The sequence below is a fragment of the Streptomyces sp. NBC_01261 genome (assembly GCF_036226385.1).
Classification (GTDB): Bacteria; Actinomycetota; Actinomycetes; order Streptomycetales; family Streptomycetaceae; genus Streptomyces.
Window position 1 is genome coordinate 1,539,342 of record NZ_CP108463.1, and the last position, 14,778, is coordinate 1,554,119.

The following is a 14,778-nucleotide window of genomic DNA, read 5'->3' on the forward strand; positions in this document are numbered from 1 at the left end:
GTCTCAGCGGCCGTGCCCACCGCCGCCGTATCCGCCGCCTCCGCCCCAGCCGCCCTGGCTGCCGCCCGTGCAGTACGACGGGTAGTAGTCGCAGTAGTCCATGGTCGGGGCCGAGGTCGTCGGCGTGGACTGCGGGGTCGACGCGCTCGGCGTCGGGGTGGGCGTGGCCGTCGGCGTCTTCGAGGGCGTCGGGGCGGCCTTCTTCGTCGTGGGGGTCGGCGAGTCGGTGCTGTCGGTGTCCCAGTTGACGACCTGCATCTGCGGGTCGGCCTTCGAGGTGTCGAAGACCCAGCGCTGCGCCGAGCCGTCCGCCCGGTTCTTCAGGACGAGCGCGCCGCCGCCGTCCGTGGAGGCGGGGGTCAGGGCCAGGTCCTGGTTCCAGCGCGGTACGAGGATGCCCTGGAGCGTGAAGTCGTAGCGGGTGTTCTTCGCGGTCGCCGACGACGTGCTCGTGCAGGGGGCGAGCTGTACCTCGAAGGCGAGGTGCGAGTCGAGGCAGAGGCCCGGGTCGGCGGTGCTGCGCAGCCGGCCGTCGGTCTCGTACGACCACTGCTGGCCGGCCGCCGAGGAGCAGGTCTGCAGTTCGGCCTCGTTGCCCTTGAGGGGCTTGTTGCCGGCGACGCCGATGCACAGGCCGGACTCGACGTTGTGCAGTCGGCCGCTGAGCGTGCCCTGGGTGGTGTCGTTCTTGCTGGCCCAGGAGGGGTCGGCGGATTCCTTGCCCGCGCCGGAGGCGCCGGCGGCCTGGTTCTCCGTGGCGGTCTTGCCGCCGCCGGAGCCGCCGGTCGACCACAGGACGAGCGGGAGGACGACCAGTCCGCTCACGGTCAGCACGGCCACGGCGAGGTTGCGGCGGCGGACGCGCCGGGCCGCCTTGTGGGCCGATCTGAGTTCGCCGCGCCGCGGGCCGGGGTGCACCGTGAGTTCCGTCGAGGCGGACGACATCTCGGCGGGCAGCGCGCGGCTGCCGGCCCTGACCTCCAGGTACGCCCGCGCGCCCCAGCCGAGCACCGCTTCGGCCAGTGCGATGCCGAGCCCGGCGTTGAACTGGTTCAACTGGTCGGCGGTGTACCGGCAGTGCTTGCAGACGCTGAGGTGCATGGCGAGATCCGGGTCGACCTCCGCGCCGCCGCGCCGGAAGGTGACGTCCAGCAGCCGGATGTAGCGCATGCACTCGTCGTCCTGGGCGAGTTCGCGGTGGACCTGGAGGCACTCCTCGCGCAACCGCCCGCGGGAGCGCCCGAGTTCGATGTCGGCGCCCTCTTCGTCCAGGCCCAGCAGTCCGGCGGGTATCGCATAGGGCTCGGACTCGACCTCGATGTGCCAGAGCAGGGTGCGGGCCGCCTGGGGCAGCCGCTGGAACGCCCGGGAGAGCAGGCGCCGTTCAGGCACGGGCAGCATCCGGGCCGCGCCCCGGTCGCCGTCACCGCTCGCCCAGCGCAGGTCGGGGTGGAGCATTTCCTGCCGGTGGTCGGCGACCCATTCCGCGGCGATACGGCGGACGGTGACCAGCACCTGGGGGCGCCAGGCCGCGGTCGGTCCCGACTGCCGCAGGGATTCCCCGAAGAGCCGGGTGAAAGCGGCCGTGGTGAGCATTCCGGCGTGGTGCGGTCCGTCGGTGCACAGCCGCGCATAGGAGAAGGCCGCTTCCCAGTGCCGGTCCAGCAGTTCGCCGACGGGTTGCAGCGCTGGCGTCGTCCCCGTCCACTTCTTCAGCTCGGCGCTGAGCTGCTCGTCGGTCACTTCGAAGTGGTGAGCGGAAGTCGGGGAATTCGAGGGACCTGGGTCCGTCACGGCTGCATTCCTCCAGGTGAAACGCGGAACTCGGCACATACCGGCGGGTATGCGACTCCGTCGACAGGTCGACAAAGTCCACCCGTCCGATTGATGGCATCGCGAACGTCCGCCTGGGGCAGCTCTTTTGAAGCAAGGGGGGTGACGTACGGGAGCGGCCTCGAACGCGCGGAGGGGAATCATCAATGTGCCCGCGCGTCGACAGGCACACCTTTGCACAGGTCAGCGAGACGGAACAAGGTCTCCCTCCGTTTTGTGCATTGCGGTCCGGACCTCATCATTTGACGATTCGTCAATGGGGTCCGTTATGGGATTGCCGCCGTATCCACACGGGAAATCCCGAAACCATTGACCGGAGGCGGCACGGCGCACCTCGCGCGTCGCGCGCGAGGACGGCCCTTCTTCCGGTTTTCCCAGGTCATGTTCCGGCCGCCCGGCTGATTGCCCGCCGAGTCACTGGCGTCACGGGAGTTGCCGACTTCCACTCCATCACCGATGAGAGCGTTCACGACCAACCAATAGGCACACGCCCGGCCTCCTGACACTGTGGTGTGACATGACACTGAGGAGGTCTGTATGACGGCCACGGACATCGCCGCGTTCGAGGAGGACGGGTTCACGATCGCGCGCGGATTGTTCGCGTACGACGAAATCGACCGGCTCTGTGCGGAGTTCACGGCACTGCACGCGGCCGGCCCGGTGCCCGGGCACTTCGAACCGTACGACTCCCACGATCCTCTCCGGACCCACCCGAGGGTGATGCACCCTCACGAGATCAACGGACTCGCCCTGCGTTTCCTCCTGGAACCCCGGCTGCGGAGCGTCCTGGAGACCCTGTTCGGCGAAGAAGTACTGGCCGCGCAGAGCATGTTCTATTTCAAGCCGCCGGGAGCGCGGGGCCAGGCGCTGCACCAGGACAACTTCTATCTGCGGGCCGAGCCGGGCACCTGTGTGGCCGCGTGGATCGCCTGCGACGAGATCGACCGGGACAACGGCGGCCTGGAGGTCGTGCCCGGCACCCATCGCATGGACCTGTTCTGCCCGGAGGAGGCGGACGCCGGGGTGTCCTTCGCGCGCGAGTACGTGCCACCGCCGCCGGGGCTCGCGGCCGTACCGGTCGACATGGCGCCCGGGGACGTCCTGTTCTTCAACGGCAGCCTGGTGCACGGCTCCCGGCCCAATCGCAGCGCGGACCGCTTCCGCCGCTCGTTCGTCGGGCACTACGTGGGCCGCTCGGCCGACCGTATCGGGAGGTTCTACCGCACGATCTCGATGAGCGGCGAGCGGGTGCCGCTGGCGGAGAGCGCCGGGGCGGGCCCGTGCGGCACGGAGTTCGCACCGCACGGCCCGAACTGACAGACCGTCAAGACGGCCTGGAGCAAGCTCAGTTGATCTGCTCCAAGGGACATGGAGCAGGCCCTGTCGAGATGCGTCAGGAATGCCCGCTGATCGCGTGCGGAGTGTAGGGCTGCTCCAGCTCCTCCAACTCCTTGTCGCTCAGCTCCAGTTCGACGGCCGCCACGGCGTCCTCGATGTGCTGCGGCTTGGCCGCGCCGACGATCGGTGCGGCCACCGTGCTCTGGTGCAGCAGCCAGGCGAGGGCGACCTGCGCGCGCGGCACGCCCCGGTCGCCGGCGATGCGGGTGACCGCCTCGACGATGGCGCGGTCACCGTCCTGGTAGAGGCGGTTGCCGAAGTTGTCGGTGCTGCTGCGCTCGGTGGTGGTGCCCCAGTCCCGGGTGAGCCGGCCGCGCGCCAGCGGGCTCCAGGGCAGTACACCCACACCCTGGTCCGCGCAGAGCGGCAGCATCTCGCGCTCCTCCTCGCGGTAGAGGAGGTTGTAGTGGTTCTGCATGGAGACGAACTTGGTCCAGCCGTGCCGCTCGGCGACGTGCTGGTGCTTGGCGAACTGCCACGCGTACATCGAACTCGCCCCGATGTAGCGGACCTTGCCCGCCTTCACCAGGTCGTGCAGCGCCTCCATCGTCTCCTCGACGGGGGTGTGCGGGTCGGCGCGGTGGATCTGGTAGAGGTCGACGTAGTCGGTGCCGAGACGTGCCAGGCTGTGATCGATCTCGGACATGATCGCCTTGCGGGAGAGTCCGGCGCCGTTGGGTCCGGGGCGGGTCCGGCCGTGCACTTTGGTGGCGAGGACCACCTCGTCACGGCGGGCGAAGTCGCGCAGCGCCCGGCCGGTGATCTCCTCGCTGGTGCCGTCGGAGTAGACGTTCGCCGTGTCGAGGAAGTTGATCCCGGCCTCCAGCGCCTGCCGGATCAGCGGGCGCGACGCCTCCTCGTCGAGGGTCCACTCGTGGGTGCCGCGGTCCGGGAGGCCGTAGGTCATGCAGCCCAGAGAGATCCGCGAGACGTCCAGGCCGGTCGAACCGAGCTTCACGTACTGCATCGTTGCTGCTCCTGCCTTCGAGTTCGGTACCGCTTTGGAGCGTACGACTTCGTGGGTGCTCGAAGCCGCGCATGTGCGCGCACCCTTGACGAGTGGCGCGGCCGGGCGCTTTGATCCTGGACGTGCCCGCGCGTGCGGCGCGGTACGCAGAGGTGCGCCCAGCCGGTAGCGGACAGGTTCCAAGCCCGGCCACAGTCGCCAGGACCGCGGCTCCATCCGGTCCGAGGCGGGGTCGTATCCGCGATTGATGGAGCGGACATGCCCGTCAAGGGTGTCTCCCGCGTCGGAGGTCTCGGGACGGCCGCGGTCCTGGGCGGCGCCGTCGTGACCGCGGCGGTACTGACCTCGTGCGGAACCTCGACCACTTCGGCGCCGGAACGACCGTCGCGCGCGACACCGAAGAGCCTGTCGCGTCCAACGCCTTCGGAGCGTCCGTCCCGTGCGGCGCCGTCGAAGAGCGCCACGCCTTCGGCGAGTACCTCCCGTCCGGCGCCCGGCACAGTCCGACTCCCGCCCCTCCACGCCGACTTCGACTACCGGATCGGCGGCGCCTATCCCCCGCCGGCCGGTGTCCGGATCGTCAGCCGTGACCGTACGGCGTCGCCCGCGCCCGGCCTCTACAACATCTGCTATGTCAACGCCTTCCAGGCCCAGCCGGACGAGCGCGCCTCCTGGCCCGCCGACCTGCTGCTGCGGGACGCGGACGGCGAGGTGGTCGTCGACGAGGACTGGGGCGAGGCACCGCTCGACATCGGTACGGCGGCCAAGCGGGAGCGGGTGGCGGCGCGGGTGAACCGGTGGATCGACGGCTGCGCGGCCAAGGGCTTCGACGCCGTCGAGCCGGACAACTACGACAGCTACACCCGCTCCCACCACCTCCTGACGGCGAACAACGCGACCGCCTTCATCACCCTGCTCTCCCGGCACGCGCACGCCCGACGTCTCGCCATCGCCCAGAAGAACACAGTGGAGTTGGCCGGGCCGAGGAAGAAGACGGGACTCGACTTCGCGATCGCGGAGGAGTGCGCCGAGTACGACGAGTGCGGGGAGTACGCCCGGGCCTTCGACGACCGGGTCATCGTCATCGAGTACTCCGACTCCGGTCTGCGCGAGGCCCGTTCGGGCTTCGCCGGGAGGCTCGGCATCGTGCGCCGGGACCTGGACGTGTCGACGCCCGGCAGTGCCGACTACGTCCGCAAGGTGCGGTGAGGAGACCGTGATGGGGAACGGGATGTCACGCCGTGGGCTGCTGCTCGGGGCCGCCGCGATCGGTGCCGCGAGTGGCTGTGCGGGCGGTACCTCGGACGGGGTCGGTGCGGACGGCCGGGTGACCGTGGAGCTGTGGCACGGGCAGGTCGACACGGGCCGCAAGGCGGTGGAGGCGCTGGTCGCCGAGTTCAACCGGACCCACCCCACGATCCGCGTCGACCCGGGCGGCGGTGGGGTGTTGGCCGACGCGATGCTCCAGAAGGTGACCGCCGCGCTGGCCGCCGGCTCGTACCCGGACATCGCCTACATCTTCGGTTCGGACCTGGCGAGCGTGGCGCGCAGCCCGCGCGTCGTCGACCTGACGTCCGCGATGCGCGACGGGCCGACACCGTGGGAGACGTTCTGGAAGCCGGTGCGGGACGCGGTCACCGTCAACGGACGCGTGCGCGCCGCACCCGCCGTGCTCGACTCGCTGGCCGTCGTCTACAACAGGAAACTGTTCCGGCAGGCCGGGCTCGACTACCCGGAGCCGGGCTGGAGCTGGAACCAGTTCACCGACACCGCGCGGCAGTTGACCGACCACGACCGGGGTGTCTTCGGCACCGGCTGGCCCGCCGTCGGCGACGAGGACACGGTGTGGCGGCTGTGGCCGATGCTGTGGGATCTCGGCGGCGAGGTCGTCGCGCCGGACGGCAAGCACATCGGCTTCGCCGACCAGGGTGTACGAGCCCTGCGCACCCTCGCCCAACTCGGCCACGACAAAAGCGCGTACCTGGACACCAAGCCCGGCAGCGAACAGCTCTACCAGGTCTTCCTCAACAGCCGGATGGCCATGGTCGCCACCGGGCCGTGGGAACTCCCCGACATCATCAACGCGAAGATCGACTACGGGGTCGTGCCGCTGCCGACGTACAGCGGGCACGCGGTCACCATCTCCGGGCCCGACACGTGGACGGTCTTCGACAACGGCTCGGCCCGGTCCCGGGCGGCCGTGGAATTCGTGCAGTGGATGAACTCGCCTGCCCACGACGTCCGTTGGGACATCTCGGCGGGCGGGCTGCCGTTGAGCACGGGCACCGCGGCACGGCCGGAGTGGCGGAAGCACAGTGCCGGGACGGTCGGTCTCGACGTCTTCACCGACAGTCTGCGTTCGGCGCGCGTCCGGCCCGTCCACGCCGCGTATCCGCAGATCTCGCAGGCGTTGGGCGAGGCGATCGTCTCGGTGCTGCTCGGCCGGGACTCCCCCGAGAAGGCGCTCCGTTCCTGCGCCGACAAGGCCGACGCGGCCCTGCTGATCCCCAGGTGACTTCCCCCTTCCGGGAGACCCCGATGTCCACACTGCCCCGCGCCCTCACCCTTCCCGCTCAACCCGCCGTCACCACTCAGGCCGCGCGCCGCGCCGCCCGCCGTCGCGCCCGTCAAGAGCGGTCCACCGCCTGGGCGTTCATCGGTCCGTCCGTCGTGGTGATCCTCGGGCTGAGTGTCGTACCCGTCGTCTGGTCGCTGCTGCTGTCGTTCCGCGCGGACGACCTGGTCACACCAGGCCGCTGGGTCGGCCTCGACAACTACCGCGCCCTCGCCCAGGACCCCACCTTCCGTACGGCGGTGGGCAACACGCTGCTGTACGCGGCCCTGTACGTGCCGCTCAGCCTGGTCGGCGGACTGGCGCTGGCGTTGGCGCTCAACCGCCGGATCCGGCTCATCGGCCTGTACCGCACGCTGGTGTTCATCCCGTTCGTGGTGTCGGCGACCGCGCAGGGCGTGCTGTTCTCGTTCATCCTCGACCCGGAGTTCGGCGTCGCCAACGCGCTGCTGCACCAACTCGGCATCTCCGCCCAGGGTTTCCTCGCCGACCCGGACCAGGCGCTGTACCTCCTGGTGCTGATCTCGCTGTGGAGCGGAGTCGGCTTCTGTGTCGTGGTGTACCTGGCCGCACTCCAGGACGTGCCGCCCGAACTCGTCGAGGCGGCCCGCATCGACGGCGCGGGCCGGGCACAGATACTGCGCCATGTGACGCTGCCCGCGCTCACGCCGGTCACCGTCTTCCTGCTGCTGTGGCAGCTCATCACCTCGCTCCAGGTCTTCGACCTGATCTATGTGACGACGAAGGGCGGCCCGTTGGGCTCGACCACGGTGATCGTGTACTTCGTCTGGCAGCAGGCCTTCCAGATGTTCACCGCGGGCTACGGCGCCGCGTCCGCGTACGTCCTCGCGCTGGCCCTGCTGGTGGCGGGCGGCGCGCTGCGGGTCGTACGACGGCGGCAGGGTCGTACGGAAGGAGGGGTCCGATGAGTGCGCGGCGGATGAGTGCGTGGCATCTGGTGCTGGCTCCGCTGGCGTTGTGCTTCGCGCTGCCGTTCGTGTGGCTGCTGCTCAGCTCGGTGATGACGAACGCGGAGATCAACCGCTTCCCACCCGCCTTGTGGCCCAAGGGAATTGATCTGGGCGGATACCGCTATGTGCTGGGCAACGCGATGTTCCCGCGCTGGTTCGCCAACTCGCTGATCGTGGCGTCGGTGGCGGTGGTGTCGAATCTGCTGCTGGGTTCGCTCGGCGGGTACGCGTTCGCGCGGATGCGGTTCGTCGGGTCGCGGCTGCTGCTGGGGCTGATGCTGGCGACGATGGTCGTGCCGTTCCAGCTGACGATGATCCCGACGTTCCTCGTGATGAAGTGGTTCGGGCTCATCGACACGCTGGGCGCGCTGATCCTGCCGTCGCTGGTGACGCCGTTCGCGGTGTTCCTGTTCCGGCAGTTCTTCCTCGCGCTGCCGAGGGAGATGGAGGAGGCGGCCTGGATCGACGGGTGTTCGCGGCTGCGGGTGCTGTTCTCGATCGTGATGCCGCTGGCCCGACCCGCGCTCGCCACGGTCGCCGTCCTCACCTTCCTGTCCACGTGGAACGACCTTTCGTGGCCGTTGATCGCGATCAACCACGACACCCGGTACACGCTCCAGCTGGGCCTGACGACCTTCCAGGGACAGCACCACACCAAGTGGGCGGCGGTGATGGCGGGCAACGTCATCACGGTGGTGCCGGTGCTGGTGGCGTTCCTGCTGGCGCAGAAGACGTTCATCCAGTCGCTGACGTCCAGCGGCCTCAAGGGATGAGCCGCACACCCCGACTCCGCTTCCCTGAAAGGACCTTGATGACTGACGGCAGCGCTGTGAAGGTGGCCTTCATCGGCGCCGGCAGTGTGGTGTTCACGCAGGGCCTGCTCGCCGACCTGTTCGCCTTCCCCGAACTCGCCCGCGCCCGGATCGCGTTGCACGACATCGACCCGGAACGGCTCGCGACGGCGGAGGGCGCGGCCCGGCACATCGCCCAAGTGCGCGGCGCCGAGCCGGAGATCACCGCGCACCTCGACCGCCGATCGGCCCTCGCGGACGCCGACTTCGTCGTCAACATCGTCCAGGTCGGCATGAACGAGGCCACCCGCACCGACTTCGCGGTCCCGGCCCGCTACGGCCTGCGCCAGACGATCGCCGACACCCTCGGCATCGGCGGCGTCTTCCGCGCGCTGCGCACCTTCCCGGTGCTGCGGTCGCTGGCCGAGGACATGGCCGAACTCTGCCCGGACGCCCACCTGTTGAACTACACCAACCCGATGGCGATGAACCTGCTCTACCTGAGCCGCATCGCCCCCGCCCTCAGCGCGACGGGCCTGTGCCACTCGGTGTACTGGACGATGCACGACCTGTCCCAGCTGATCGGCGTCCCCTTCGAGGAGGTCTCCTACCTGGCCGCGGGCGTCAACCACCAGGCGTGGGTGCTGCGTTTCGAGCGGGCCGGCCAGAGCCTGTACCCGCTCCTCGACGAGACGATCGCGAAGGACCCCGAACTCCTGCGCAGGGTCCGCGTGGACATGTACCGCAGGCTCGGCCACTACCCCACGGAGACCAGCGAGCACTCCGCCGAGTACGTGCCCTGGTACCTCCACCACGACAGCGAGATCGAGCGGCTACGACTGCCGGTCGGCGCCTACTTGGAGATCATCGAGGAGAACACCGCGAGCTACGAACGCACCCGCGACGCCCTCGCCTCCGGCATCCCGCTCCCCGTCGAGGGCACACTGGAGTACGCCCCGCAGATCATCCACAGCATCGTCACCGGCACACCCCGCACGATCTACGGCAACGTCCCCAACCGCGGCCTCATCGACAACCTCCCCGCCGACTCGGTCGTCGAAGTCCCTTGCCTGATCGACGCGTTGGGCGTCCAGCCGACCCGGATCGGCGCCCTGCCCCCGCAGTGCGCGGCCCTCAACAGCGCGTACGTCTCCGTCACCGACCTGGTGGTCCGGGCGGCCACGGACGGCGACCCGCGCCACATCCGGCACGCGGCGATGGCCGACCCGGCGACGGCGGCGGCCCTGCCGGTCGAGCGGATCTGGGACCTGTGCGACGACCTCGTCCAGGCCCACGGGGACCTGCTGCAACCGGAGTTGAGGGCACTGCTCGGACACTGACGTCGGCGACTAGAGCCGGTCGAGCAGGTCCAGGCCGGCCTCCCACCCGAACTCCGGTCGCCCGCCGTCCTCTTGGGCCTCGCCGGAGTACGGCTCCCCGAACCTCACGCCCATCTCGCAAAGTCGCACCAGGCTCGCCCGGTAGGCGGGATGGGCGGCCAACGCCTCGCCCACACAAGGGAGTACGGCGGTCGGGACGCCGAGGCCGTATGCCTCGCACAGGGTGCCGAGCGCGAGGGTGTCCGCCGCGCCGGCCGCCCATTTGTTGATCGTGTTGAAGGTGGCGGGCGCGACGAGCACGGCGTCCGGGGGCGGGAACGGGCGCGGATCGCCGGGGGTGCGCCACGCCGAACGTATCGGGCGGCCGGTCTGCGCCTCGACGGCGGCCGTGTCGAAGAAACCGCCCATCGCGACCGGGGTGGCGAAGACCCCGACCTCCCAGTCCCGCGCCTGCGCGGCGGTGATCAGCCTGCTGACGCCCGCCGCGATCCCGGCGGCGCAGACGACGACGTAGAGGAAGGGTTTCGAGTCCTGTTCGGTCACCCGGGGAGCCTACTGAAGCGGGAACGACCGTCCGCGCTCCTCCTCGGGTCGCGTCCCGAGGACGCGGCGGTCCTTCTCCTCGATGGCCAGGTCGTTGATGCTCGCCTCGCGCCGGGTCATCAGGCCGTGCTCGTCGAACTCCCACAGCTCGTTGCCGTACGACCGCCACCACTGGCCGTCGGCGTCCCGGCACTCGTACTGGAAGCGGACGGCGATGCGGTTGCCGTCGAAGGCCCAGAGGTCCTTGCGAAGCGCGTACTCGTGCTCGCGGGCCCACTTCGCGGCGAGGAACGCGACGATCTCGGCGCGGCCGGTGACGAAGGTGTCGCGGTTGCGCCAGACGGAGTCCTCCGAGTAGGCGAGCGCGACCCGCTGCGGGTCGCGGGTGTTCCAGGCGTCCTCGGCGGCCTGGACCTTCTGGGCCGCGGTCTCACGGGTGAAGGGCGGGAGGGGAGGGCGGTCGGCCATGGTCGTCTCCAGAGCGGCGAGATACGGAGAACGTGCGTTCTCTCGATGACTGCTAACGTAGAGAACGCACGTTCTCAGGTCAACAAGGGGTCGGTTCGATGGACAGCGCAGTCGCCCGGGAGCAGGCACTGGACGCCGCCGAGAAGCTGTTCTACGGACGGGGGGTTCAGGCCGTCGGCATGGACGCCGTCCGCACCGCCTCCGGGCTCTCCCTCAAGCGGCTCTACCAACTCTTCCCCGCGAAGGACGAGTTGGTGGCGGCGTATCTCGAACGGCGTGACCTGCGCTGGCGCGGACGCCTCGCCGAGCACGTCGCGCTCCACGATGATCCACAGGAGCGGATTCCGGCCGTCTTCGACTGGCTGGAGGAGTGGTTCGGCGAGGCCGACTTCCGCGGGTGCGCGTGGATCAACTCGTACGGCGAACTGGGCGCGATCTCGGAGCGCGTGGTGGCCCAAGTGCGGGCGCACAAGCGGGCGTTCCGCGAGTTTCTCGCCGGGCTCGTGGCGGACGCGGGGCTGCCCGCGGTACTCGCCGGGCAGTTGTTCCTGCTGGCCGAGGGGGCCATGGTCACGGCGGGCATCACCGGGAGCGCGGAGCCTGCGGCGGAGGCGCGGGAGGCCGCCCGTTCGCTGTCGCGGGCCCGCTGAGGTCAGGCTGTGGCGAGTGCCGTGAGCCGGGCGCGGGCCCGGGTGAGGGAGGCCGCCGCCAGGTCCTCCAGGCCGGCCAGTTGGGGCAGGACATCGACCCGGGTGAGTTCGGCGGCGACGAGGTGGAGGTTCTCCGGCGGGACGCCCAGGCTGCCGAAGTAGGCCTGCAGATACGGCATTTGGAAATCGAAGTGTTCGCGCGGGGTGCCGGGGCCGTATCCGCCGCCGCGTGCCGTGACCGCGATCACGCGGGTGTGGCGCAGGAGGCTCTCGCCGGTGTCCGGGTCGGTGAGCGCGCCGGGGAAGGTGACGCGGTCGATCCAGGCCTTCAGGGTCGCGGGCACCGAGAAGTTGTACATCGGGACACCGAGCAACACCGTGTCGGCGCTCAGGAGTTCGGTGACCAGCGGCAGGGTCAGCTCCCACTCGTGCCGCTCGTCGGCGCTCTCGAGCAGTGCGGGGACCTTGGCGGGCGGGACGAATCCCTCGCGCTCCACACGGCGGCCGAGGGTCGTGTAGGCGGGGGTGATCGGCGGCACCGGTGCGGCGGACAGGTCCAGGTGGCGGTAGTCCGCCGTGCTGCCGTGCGAAACGTGCCAGGTCCGCGTGAAGGTCTCGGTGAGTTGCCTGGTCACGGAGTCGGCGGTCGTGTCGGCGCTGGAATCGATGTGCAGCAGCATGGTGTGGTCACCTCGGTCGGCTCGGGTTCGTCGGACTGGTGACGGAACACGACGAGGAAAGGTGACCCATGCGGGGGCACGACGAGTTGGCGGAGCGGTTCGAGGAGCGGCGCGGGCGGCTACGGGCGGTCGCGTACCGGATGCTGGGCTCGCTCGGCGAGGCCGACGACGCGGTGCAGGAGGCCTGGCTCCGGCTCAGCCGTACGGGCGACGACGGCGTCGACAACCTCACCGCCTGGCTGACGACGGTCGTCTCCCGCGTCTGCCTGGACATGCTCCGCTCACGCGCGTCCCGACGGGAGGATCCCTACGGCGACGATCTGCCGGAGCCGAGCACCGACGAGTTGCCCGAGGACGAGGCCGTCCTCGCCGACTCGGTGGGGATCGCCCTGCTGGTGGTGCTGGACACGCTGGGTCCGGCGGAGCGGGTCGCGTTCGTGCTGCACGACCTGTTCGCGGTGCCGTTCGACCGCGTCGCGGCGGTCCTGGACCGGTCCCTGCCCGCCGCGAAGAAGCTCGCCAGCCGGGCCCGGCACAAGGTGCGGGGCACGCCGGTGGTGCCGGGCGCCGCACTCGGCCGGCACCGGGAGGTCGTCGAGGCGTTCCTGTCCGCCGCGCGGGGCGGTGACCTCGGCGCGCTCCTCGACGTGCTCGCCCCCGATGTCGTCCGCCGCGCCGACCCCGCCGTGCTGCCGCCGGGCGTGCCGGCCGAGCTGCGCGGCGCCCGGGCGGTCGCGGAGGGGACGGTCCTGCTGCGACACCGGACGCGGTACGCGTCCGTCGCCCTCGTCGACGGGGACGCGGGCATTGTCGTCGCGCCGGGGGGACGGTTGCTGCTCGCGCTCCGGGTGCGGGTCGAGGGTGGGCGGGTTGCCGGGTACGAGGTGATCGCGGGGCGGGAGGGGTTGCGGGGAGTCGAGGTCGGGGTGCTTGGGGTGGCGGGTTGAGGAGGGCGGGCTGAAGGGGATCGGCTTCCCGGCAGGAGGAGGTGGTTCGGCGGGCCGGCCACCACCTCGTCAGGAACCGCTCGGCCCAGCCCGCCCGCCATCGCACTCAGGAACCGGTCGCCCAGCAGCCCGCCCCCTACCGAGCCGCCCGCTCAGCCCACCGTGTCCGACACCGTGATCGCGCTCACCGGGCAGGCCCGTGCCGCCTCCCTGAGCATGGGGTCGTTCGTGTCCTCCTTGCCCGGCAGCACCGTGCTGTAGCCGTCGTCGTCCTGGGTGAAGACGCTCGGGGCGGCCAGGGCGCACTGGCCCGCCCCGATGCAGATGTCCTTGTCGATGTGGATTTCCGTGTGCATGGAGCGCAGCCTCTTACCAGGTCACGGGGAGTTCCAGCATCCCCTGGATCGTGTCGCCGGGTTTGAAGGGGATCTCCTCCGCGGGGACGGCCAGGCGCAGCGTGGGCAGCCGGTCGAAGAGGCTGCGCAGGGCGATCTCCAGTTCGGCGCGGGCGAGGTTCTGGCCGAGGCACTGGTGGATGCCGAAGCCGAACGAGACGTGATGGCGGGTGGGCCGGTGCCAGTCCAGGGCGTCCGGGGCGGTGTAGACGTCCTCGTCGCGGTTGATGACCGCGGCCGAGAAGATCACACCCTCGCCGGCCCGGATCGTCGTGCCGTCCACCTCGATGTCCTCAAGGGCCTGCCGCATCAGCCCGTCCACGATGGACAGCGACCGCATCAGTTCCTCGACGGCGTCGGGCAACAGCCCTGCATCGTCCCGGAGTTCGGCGAGCCGCTCGGGGTGGAGCAGCAGCGTGAAGGTACCGAGGGAGATCATGTTGGCGGTCGTCTCGTGGCCCGCGACGAGGAGGATGATCGCGAGGGAGATCAACTCCTCGCGGTCCAGCGCCCCTTCGCTCAGCTGGTCCCGGACGAGGTCGTCCAGCACTCCCTCGCCCGGACTGCGCAGCTTGCGGTCGATCAACTCACCGAGATACGACTCCAGTTGATCGCGGGCGTCCTGGCTGTCCTCGGCCTTGGGACCACGCAGCAGGCGCCGGGACTGGGCCTCGAAGAACTCGTGGTCGGTGTACGGGACGCCGAGCAGCGCGCAGATCACCATCGAGGGGACGGGCAGCGCGAACGCGGGCACCAGGTCGGCGGTCGGGCCCTGGGCGATCATCGCGTCGAGCCGTTCGTCGACGATCCGCTGGATGTCGGGGCGCATCGCCGTGGCGCGTTTGACGGTGAAGGCGGGGATCATCATCCGGCGCTTGGTGCGGTGCTCGGGGTCGTTCTCGCCGAGCAGGGCGACCTTGCGGTTCCGGACCGCCGCGAACCGTTCGTTGGTCGCGGGGAAGTCGGGCCGGCTGCGGTCGGAGGACAGCCGCTGGTCGGCCAGCAGGGCGCGGGCGGCGGCGTGCCCGGTGACGAGCCATGCCGGACGGCCGTCGTAGAGCGTGACGCGGGTCAGGGGGCGGGCGCTGCGGAGGGGGTCGTAGCCGGTGGGCGGGTGGTAGGGGCAGGTGCGGTCCTGCGGGAAGGAGACGGGTTCGGGCTGGTCGGTCCGATCCCTCAGTTCCGTCAGATCCGTCATGGAAGACCTCGCAGACGAAGAGTGC

Annotated in this window: 15 protein-coding genes; 8 read left to right on the plus strand and 7 right to left on the minus strand. The window is 70.3% G+C overall.

Translation table 11 applies throughout. From position 1 onward, the window contains the following. Positions 1-3 precede the first annotated feature (3 nt). The gene (locus OG226_RS06745; protein ID WP_443066871.1) at positions 4-1,794 is read right to left on the minus strand and encodes a ricin-type beta-trefoil lectin domain protein; all 1,791 of its coding nucleotides are present in this window, start codon (positions 1,792-1,794) and stop codon (positions 4-6) included. A gap of 576 nt (positions 1,795-2,370) precedes the next feature. Here OG226_RS06745 and OG226_RS06750 point away from each other — a divergent pair. Continuing rightward, positions 2,371-3,150 (plus strand): phytanoyl-CoA dioxygenase family protein, encoded by a 780-nt coding sequence (locus OG226_RS06750; RefSeq protein ID WP_328675801.1) that lies wholly within the window; start codon positions 2,371-2,373, stop codon positions 3,148-3,150. A gap of 76 nt (positions 3,151-3,226) precedes the next feature. On the opposite strand, the gene OG226_RS06755 is transcribed toward OG226_RS06750, so the two are convergent. After that, positions 3,227-4,198: an aldo/keto reductase gene (locus OG226_RS06755; protein ID WP_329348284.1), complete on the minus strand. Its 972-nt coding sequence runs from the start codon at positions 4,196-4,198 to the stop codon at positions 3,227-3,229. Between the two features lie 258 nt (positions 4,199-4,456). Here OG226_RS06755 and OG226_RS06760 point away from each other — a divergent pair, with 258 nt between their 5' ends. Genes OG226_RS06760 through OG226_RS06780 form a run of 5 tightly spaced genes read left to right on the plus strand, consistent with a single transcriptional unit; the run spans position 4,457 to position 9,872 of the window. Next, positions 4,457-5,407, plus strand: a complete 951-nt coding sequence (locus OG226_RS06760; protein ID WP_329348285.1) for an endo alpha-1,4 polygalactosaminidase — start codon at positions 4,457-4,459, stop codon at positions 5,405-5,407. A 10-nt stretch (positions 5,408-5,417) separates the two neighbouring features. Next, positions 5,418-6,713 carry an ABC transporter substrate-binding protein gene (locus OG226_RS06765; protein WP_328675804.1) on the plus strand — a complete coding sequence of 432 codons (1,296 nt, stop codon included), beginning with the start codon at positions 5,418-5,420 and terminating at the stop codon, positions 6,711-6,713. 23 nt (positions 6,714-6,736) lie between these two features. Continuing rightward, positions 6,737-7,699: a carbohydrate ABC transporter permease gene (locus OG226_RS06770; protein ID WP_328675805.1), complete on the plus strand. Its 963-nt coding sequence runs from the start codon at positions 6,737-6,739 to the stop codon at positions 7,697-7,699. Then, positions 7,696-8,514, plus strand: coding sequence for a carbohydrate ABC transporter permease (locus OG226_RS06775; protein ID WP_329348286.1), 819 nt, complete (start codon positions 7,696-7,698; stop codon positions 8,512-8,514). The genes OG226_RS06770 and OG226_RS06775 overlap by 4 nt, the downstream gene beginning before the upstream one ends. A gap of 38 nt (positions 8,515-8,552) precedes the next feature. Then, positions 8,553-9,872: an alpha-glucosidase/alpha-galactosidase gene (locus OG226_RS06780; protein ID WP_329348287.1), complete on the plus strand. Its 1,320-nt coding sequence runs from the start codon at positions 8,553-8,555 to the stop codon at positions 9,870-9,872. A gap of 9 nt (positions 9,873-9,881) precedes the next feature. On the opposite strand, the gene OG226_RS06785 is transcribed toward OG226_RS06780, so the two are convergent. Next, positions 9,882-10,415: a flavoprotein gene (locus tag OG226_RS06785; protein ID WP_329348288.1), complete on the minus strand. Its 534-nt coding sequence runs from the start codon at positions 10,413-10,415 to the stop codon at positions 9,882-9,884. Positions 10,416-10,424: 9 nt separating this feature from the next. Then, the gene (locus OG226_RS06790; RefSeq protein WP_328675809.1) at positions 10,425-10,883 is read right to left on the minus strand and encodes a nuclear transport factor 2 family protein; all 459 of its coding nucleotides are present in this window, start codon (positions 10,881-10,883) and stop codon (positions 10,425-10,427) included. 98 nt (positions 10,884-10,981) lie between these two features. Here OG226_RS06790 and OG226_RS06795 point away from each other — a divergent pair, with 98 nt between their 5' ends. Continuing rightward, the gene (locus OG226_RS06795) at positions 10,982-11,533 is read left to right on the plus strand and encodes a TetR/AcrR family transcriptional regulator (protein WP_329348289.1); all 552 of its coding nucleotides are present in this window, start codon (positions 10,982-10,984) and stop codon (positions 11,531-11,533) included. Positions 11,534-11,535: 2 nt separating this feature from the next. Here OG226_RS06795 and OG226_RS06800 read toward each other — a convergent pair whose 3' ends face one another. Then, positions 11,536-12,213, minus strand: a complete 678-nt coding sequence (locus tag OG226_RS06800; RefSeq protein WP_328675811.1) for an FMN-dependent NADH-azoreductase — start codon at positions 12,211-12,213, stop codon at positions 11,536-11,538. A 68-nt stretch (positions 12,214-12,281) separates the two neighbouring features. On the opposite strand from OG226_RS06800, the gene OG226_RS06805 reads away from it, so the two are divergent. Then, positions 12,282-13,160 (plus strand): sigma-70 family RNA polymerase sigma factor, encoded by an 879-nt coding sequence (locus OG226_RS06805; protein ID WP_329348290.1) that lies wholly within the window; start codon positions 12,282-12,284, stop codon positions 13,158-13,160. 152 nt (positions 13,161-13,312) lie between these two features. On the opposite strand, the gene OG226_RS06810 is transcribed toward OG226_RS06805, so the two are convergent. Continuing rightward, complete coding sequence (locus OG226_RS06810; protein ID WP_328675813.1) at positions 13,313-13,516, minus strand: ferredoxin; 204 nt, start codon at positions 13,514-13,516, stop codon at positions 13,313-13,315. A 13-nt stretch (positions 13,517-13,529) separates the two neighbouring features. Continuing rightward, positions 13,530-14,753, minus strand: a complete 1,224-nt coding sequence (locus OG226_RS06815; protein WP_329348291.1) for a cytochrome P450 — start codon at positions 14,751-14,753, stop codon at positions 13,530-13,532. Between the last annotated feature and the right edge of the window lie 25 nt (positions 14,754-14,778).

Coding starts and splice junctions, on each gene's coding strand:
- OG226_RS06790 (WP_328675809.1), bottom strand. CDS start 10,883: ATGGCCGACCGCCCTCCCCTCCCGCCCTTCACCCGTGAGACCGCGGCC.
- OG226_RS06775 (WP_329348286.1), top strand. CDS start 7,696: ATGAGTGCGCGGCGGATGAGTGCGTGGCATCTGGTGCTGGCTCCGCTG.
- OG226_RS06805 (WP_329348290.1), top strand. CDS start 12,282: ATGCGGGGGCACGACGAGTTGGCGGAGCGGTTCGAGGAGCGGCGCGGG.
- OG226_RS06795 (WP_329348289.1), top strand. CDS start 10,982: ATGGACAGCGCAGTCGCCCGGGAGCAGGCACTGGACGCCGCCGAGAAG.
- OG226_RS06780 (WP_329348287.1), top strand. CDS start 8,553: ATGACTGACGGCAGCGCTGTGAAGGTGGCCTTCATCGGCGCCGGCAGT.
- OG226_RS06800 (WP_328675811.1), bottom strand. CDS start 12,213: ATGCTGCTGCACATCGATTCCAGCGCCGACACGACCGCCGACTCCGTG.
- OG226_RS06750 (WP_328675801.1), top strand. CDS start 2,371: ATGACGGCCACGGACATCGCCGCGTTCGAGGAGGACGGGTTCACGATC.
- OG226_RS06765 (WP_328675804.1), top strand. CDS start 5,418: ATGGGGAACGGGATGTCACGCCGTGGGCTGCTGCTCGGGGCCGCCGCG.
- OG226_RS06755 (WP_329348284.1), bottom strand. CDS start 4,198: ATGCAGTACGTGAAGCTCGGTTCGACCGGCCTGGACGTCTCGCGGATC.
- OG226_RS06810 (WP_328675813.1), bottom strand. CDS start 13,516: ATGCACACGGAAATCCACATCGACAAGGACATCTGCATCGGGGCGGGC.
- OG226_RS06815 (WP_329348291.1), bottom strand. CDS start 14,753: ATGACGGATCTGACGGAACTGAGGGATCGGACCGACCAGCCCGAACCC.
- OG226_RS06760 (WP_329348285.1), top strand. CDS start 4,457: ATGCCCGTCAAGGGTGTCTCCCGCGTCGGAGGTCTCGGGACGGCCGCG.
- OG226_RS06770 (WP_328675805.1), top strand. CDS start 6,737: ATGTCCACACTGCCCCGCGCCCTCACCCTTCCCGCTCAACCCGCCGTC.